Source organism: Methyloceanibacter sp., assembly GCF_058506495.1.
The window spans coordinates 1-4,729 of record NZ_JBZMXT010000121.1 but is presented as its reverse complement, the minus strand read 5'-3'; the positions used below and the strand labels follow the sequence as shown (position 1 = coordinate 4,729).

Here is a 4,729-nt window from a genome sequence, read left to right as displayed (position 1 = left end):
GCCCCTCGGCGCATTCGGGTCAAGGGCGCGGGGCGCAAATACAAAGCGGTATTAGAAGCGGGCGGTATGGCAAGAGGTGGAAAGAGCGGTCCCAAGGAGGGCGCGGGACGGCGCGGTCTCACCGTACGCGTCAAGACCGCGAAAGGGCGGAAGCTTGCCTCCACGCGCTGGCTTCAGCGGCAGCTGAATGACCCCTATGTGGAAGAAGCCAAGCGTCAGGGTTATCGTAGCCGGGCCGCCTTCAAGCTTTTGGAAATAGACGACAAATACCGCCTGCTGAAACCCGGCGGCATCGTCGTCGATCTTGGCGCCGCTCCAGGCGGGTGGACGCAGGTCGCTGTCGGCCGGGTCAAGGCCGATGCCGGCAAGGGTCGGGTCGTCGCTGCGGATCTGAACGAGATCGAGCCCGTTTCAGGCGCGGAGTTCCTGCAGCTCGACGTCACTGACGCGGATGCTGGCACGTTGATGCGCGACGCGCTCAGTGGTGAGCGTGTCGACCTCGTTATGTCGGACATGGCCGCTTCTTCGATAGGGCACCGCCAGACGGACCACCTGCGTGTGATTGCACTAGCGGAGGCGGCGCTCGACTTTGCCGAGGAAGTCTTGAAGCCGGGCGGCGCCTATCTTGCGAAAGTGCTGCAAGGCGGGGCGAGCGGTGACTTGCTCGCGCGGCTTCGTCAGAACTTCGCGAAGGTCGCGCATGTTAAACCTAAAGCCAGCCGTCAGGACTCCTCTGAAGTCTATGTGCTGGCAACGGGCTATCGCGGTTCGACCTCGTAGAACGCGTTTTAGCAGCGACCCCCATCAACAAATAGCCAGAAATCTTTTTCGACTTCGCGGATGACATTTCTCGGCATTTCGGTAGGTTCCCGGACTGCGGGGAACCACTACCACTTGGGCGAGAGAAAGACGCAGGGATTGGATCAGTCCGCTGCTGCTAGCGCGGCAGACCGAGGGAACTATGACGTTCGACTTGACGCGGCGGCTCTGCGCGGAGGCGCTTGGCACGTTCTTTCTTGTGATGGCGGTGGTCGGCTCCGGCATCATGGCCGCAAAGCTTGCGGGCGGAAACGAAGCGCTGGCGCTGCTCTGCAACATGGTCTCCGTCGGGGCCGTGCTCTTTGTCATCATTACGATCTTCATCTCGATATCGGGGGCGCACTTCAATCCTGCCGTCAGCCTGGCCATGCTCCTGCGCGGCGCGCTGCCGGCTGGCGAAGCGCTGCCCTACGTGATCGTGCAAATTCTGGGTGGGTGTCTCGGTGCGATTGTTGCGCATGTGATGTTCGGTCTTGAGCCCGTCCAGCTTGCGCAGACCGCGCGAACTGGCGGCGGGCAATGGCTCGGCGAATTCATCGCGACCTTCGGGCTCGTTGCGACGATCATCGGCTGTGTTCGGTTTAACCCGGCCGCAATCCCGACTGCTGTCGGCCTTTACATTTCGAGCGCATACTGGTTCACGTCGTCGACGTCCTTCGCCAACCCAGCGGTCACGATCGGGCGCGCGATTACCGACACCTATGCGGGCATCGCACCCGCCCATGTGCCGGCTTTCCTCGTAGCACAGCTTTTGGGAGCTGCTGTCGCTGTTGTCGTTTTTGGCTGGCTGCTTAAGCCGGGTTCGGACACGCAAGAGAATTAGGGCGCAAAAGGCGCGCCACAGCGCTCAGATCACAAGAGTTGCGTCTTTTTGGCTTGGGCCAGCACAGCATCCATGTCGTCGCCTGAAAGCTGCAGCGCGGCCGCGATTCCGCCGAGCGTGTCGCGCTCGGCTTGCGATACGTAGCTGTTTGCGAGGATCGTCTCGTAAGCGCCACGCAAGATGGCCGCCTTTGCCTTGGTGGAGAGGCTGCCCGCGACCTCCGACAACTCCTCAAGGACATCTTTGCGGGCATAGACCTGGACGGCCGAAACTACGCCGCTGACATCCACTGGCTCCCCGGTCAGCTCTTCGTACACGCTCTGGATGATGGTGACCTCGCGGGCGTCGAGCCGATGGTCAGCAGCGGCCATCGCGGCCATTACTTTCAGAATCCAGTCTGCCTCGAGCTTCGTCGTCATCCTGAGCCGTCCACTTCCTCATTCATGCTCACGAAAGAAGTGTGGCCCACAATCTTTGCATTTCTCGGGCTGGTTCTCGGAGAGCTATTTCCGCAAGCGCGCATTTTCCGCTTCTAGCGCGGCGATACGCTCGGCAAGCGATTCCACATCCTCCGCGAAGATCATGAGTGGAATGTGTTGAGGGCAGTTGGTGTCCCAGGACTCCACTGTGAAGACAACCACCGCCTCCGCGCGCGCCACGTAGTTGTCGGGCATGAGCTTCTCGATAAGCGCATCGTCGTTCTCCACGACCTTTGCGGTGCCCCAAATCTTGACCCGGTGTCGCGTGCGGTAATCCATGATGAAGATCATCGCCTTCGGGTTCTCGTCCAGATTGCCCGTCGAGATGTATTGCTTGTTCCCGGAGAAATCGGCGAACGCCAGCGTTTGGTCATCCAGGACCTGCAGGAAGCCGGGCGGTCCGCCGCGATGTTGGATGTAGGGCTGCCCGTCGCTGCTAGCCGTTGCAATGTAAAACGAGCGCGTGTTTACGATGAACTTTTTTAGGCTGGCATCGGCTGCAGTCCGAGCGGTCCCTCGGGCCTCCATCCGGGCATAGCCTTCGCGCGAACCGCGGCGGGTTTGCGCGGCTTTGACAGCAGGCGTAAAGGCAATGTCCATCCAGGTGCGCACAGGGATGCCTCAGAGTGCTGGCATGGAGACGAAGCCCGGGAGCGCCTTGATGCGGCCGACCCATGCCCGGATAGCGGGGTAGGAGTCGAGTGGCACGCCACCTTCATGTCCAAGCGCAACGTAAGGCATACAGGCGATGTCTGCGATCGTCGGCCGGTCTAGAGCTAGCCACTCGTTCTCGGACAACCGGGCTTCGAGAAGGCCCAGAATGTTGGCCGCATTCTCGCGGGCCTGGTCGGCGTCGACCGGAAAGCCGAATTTGTCACGAAGGCGCGCATCCGCGGGTCCGCGCGCGATTTCATTCTCGGCGACCATCAGCCAGTTCACAACGCTCGCCATTCCGACGGGGTCTGTGGGGAGCCAAGTCTCACCGCCGTATTTGCGGGCGAGATAGACCAGGATCGCTTGGGAATCCCGCAGCACAACATCGTCGTCTTGGAGCACGGGGACCTGCCCGAACGGATTGACGTCGATGAAGGGGCTCTTCTTATGAGCGCCGGCCATCAGGTCGACGGGCTCAAGGTCGAGTTCCAACCCAAGAAGCGCGCAAAAAAGCCGGACTTTGAAGCAGTTCCCGGAGAGTTCCATGTCGTAGAGCGTGCAAGCGGTCATTGATCGGTTCATTCCTCCGCCTTCTGAGCGTCGTGCCGTCACTCATATGGCTTATTCCGTGGAATAGCGGTATGTGTGAAATACTGCATATATCCTTCCATTTTTCGGGATAATAGTTTGGACAGGTTGTCTGCCATTCGGGTCTTTGTCGCCATCGCCGATGCGGGCTCGCTCTCGGCCGCGGGCGAGCGGCTGGGCATGCCGCTGACGACCGTGAGCCGCCATCTCAAGGCGCTGGAAGAGGCTCTGAATACGCGTCTCATCACGCGCACGACACGGCGACTCGCTTTGACGGAGCCAGGCCAGTCCTACCTGGAAACCTGCCGGCGGGTGCTGGGCGAGCTCGGTACGGCTGAGCGCTACCTCGCCGGCGAGAAAGCGGAGCCGCGCGGTCAGCTTGCACTAACGGCTCCAAGTTTGTTCGGGCGTCTGCACGTGCGTCCCGTGGTTAGCGCGTATCTGGATGCCTATCCCCAGATGACGGCGCGGATGCTCTTGGTGAACCGGGTCGTTAATCTCGTCGAGGAAGGGCTCGACCTTGGAATTCGCATTGGCCACCTTCCGGATTCGGCCATGCGTACAACAACACTGGGAACAGTCCGGCTAATATGCTGCGCCAGCCCTGAATATTTGCAGGCCGCTAGTACGCCTAAAGAGCCGGGCGCGCTTCTCAAGCATTCGTGCATCACATTCACTTCATTCTCTCAGCCAGATCGATGGAGTTTTCCCGGGGGCGGTCAGGGGAAACGGAATGCGCACAGCATTCCGGTCGAGCCACGCCTGATCGTCAACACCGCTGAGACCGGGATCGACGCGGCGATATCGGGGCTCGGCATCGTGCGCGTGCTCTCCTACCAGGCTGAAGCGGCTCTCGCTGACGGTTCATTGCGGCGGGTCCTGCAGGACTTTGAACCGGAACCGATACCGGTGAGTTTAGTGCACCGGGAGGACCGCCTACCGCAGGCGAAGGTCCAGGCGTTCGTCGACGTGGCGGTACCTATATTGCGCAAAGCCCTTCGGGCCTTATGAAGTTTGAGGGTAAGCATGCGCCATGCCTTTCCAAGGGCAGGGCAAGCTGCTATGGAACGGCGTCAACCGGACCCGCGTTTGGCTCTACCGCCCGCGCGGGCATTTCACATCAAAGCGAGGTTGGCCTATGCCCGACGGGCAGTCTTCACCCGATAATTCCCGTTTTCCCGACAGCGCCATGGCGCTGACTTTCGATGATGTCCTGATACGGCCTGGCCCCTCGGACGTGCTGCCCAACGAGGTGCAAGTCTCGTCTCGCGTCACCAAGTCGATTTCTGTGAATGTTCCAATCCTATCCTCGGCAATGGATACGGTCACCGAGGCGCGCCTTGCGATTGCGATGGCTCAGGCGGGG

General features: G+C 60.8%; 7 protein-coding genes. 4 read left to right on the top strand and 3 right to left on the bottom strand.

Annotated elements, in window-relative coordinates:
- The first annotated feature begins 66 nt into the window (after positions 1 to 66).
- Both AC33YF_RS12875 and AC33YF_RS12870 read left to right on the top strand, forming a co-directional pair.
- The gene (locus tag AC33YF_RS12875) at positions 67 to 780 is read left to right on the top strand and encodes an RlmE family RNA methyltransferase (protein WP_491777611.1); all 714 of its coding nucleotides are present in this window, start codon (positions 67 to 69) and stop codon (positions 778 to 780) included.
- 181 nt (positions 781 to 961) lie between these two features.
- A complete protein-coding gene (locus AC33YF_RS12870) occupies positions 962 to 1,642 on the top strand; it encodes an MIP/aquaporin family protein (RefSeq protein WP_491777609.1) in 681 nt (226 codons plus the stop codon).
- A 29-nt stretch (positions 1,643 to 1,671) separates the two neighbouring features.
- On the opposite strand, the gene AC33YF_RS12865 is transcribed toward AC33YF_RS12870, so the two are convergent.
- The 3 genes from AC33YF_RS12865 to AC33YF_RS12855 form a co-directional block, all read right to left on the bottom strand.
- Positions 1,672 to 2,061, bottom strand: a complete 390-nt coding sequence (locus AC33YF_RS12865; protein WP_491777608.1) for a hypothetical protein — start codon at positions 2,059 to 2,061, stop codon at positions 1,672 to 1,674.
- 84 nt (positions 2,062 to 2,145) lie between these two features.
- The gene (locus AC33YF_RS12860; protein WP_491777607.1) at positions 2,146 to 2,721 is read right to left on the bottom strand and encodes a pyridoxamine 5'-phosphate oxidase family protein; all 576 of its coding nucleotides are present in this window, start codon (positions 2,719 to 2,721) and stop codon (positions 2,146 to 2,148) included.
- Between the two features lie 21 nt (positions 2,722 to 2,742).
- Positions 2,743 to 3,357 carry a glutathione S-transferase family protein gene (locus AC33YF_RS12855; protein WP_491777606.1) on the bottom strand — a complete coding sequence of 205 codons (615 nt, stop codon included), beginning with the start codon at positions 3,355 to 3,357 and terminating at the stop codon, positions 2,743 to 2,745.
- Between the two features lie 105 nt (positions 3,358 to 3,462).
- Between AC33YF_RS12855 and AC33YF_RS12850 the strand changes: the two genes are divergently transcribed.
- Positions 3,463 to 4,374 (top strand): LysR family transcriptional regulator, encoded by a 912-nt coding sequence (locus AC33YF_RS12850; protein WP_491777605.1) that lies wholly within the window; start codon positions 3,463 to 3,465, stop codon positions 4,372 to 4,374.
- Positions 4,375 to 4,501: 127 nt separating this feature from the next.
- Positions 4,502 to 4,729 (top strand): IMP dehydrogenase (locus AC33YF_RS12845; RefSeq protein WP_491777610.1); only part of this gene is annotated, 228 nt, incomplete at its 3' end.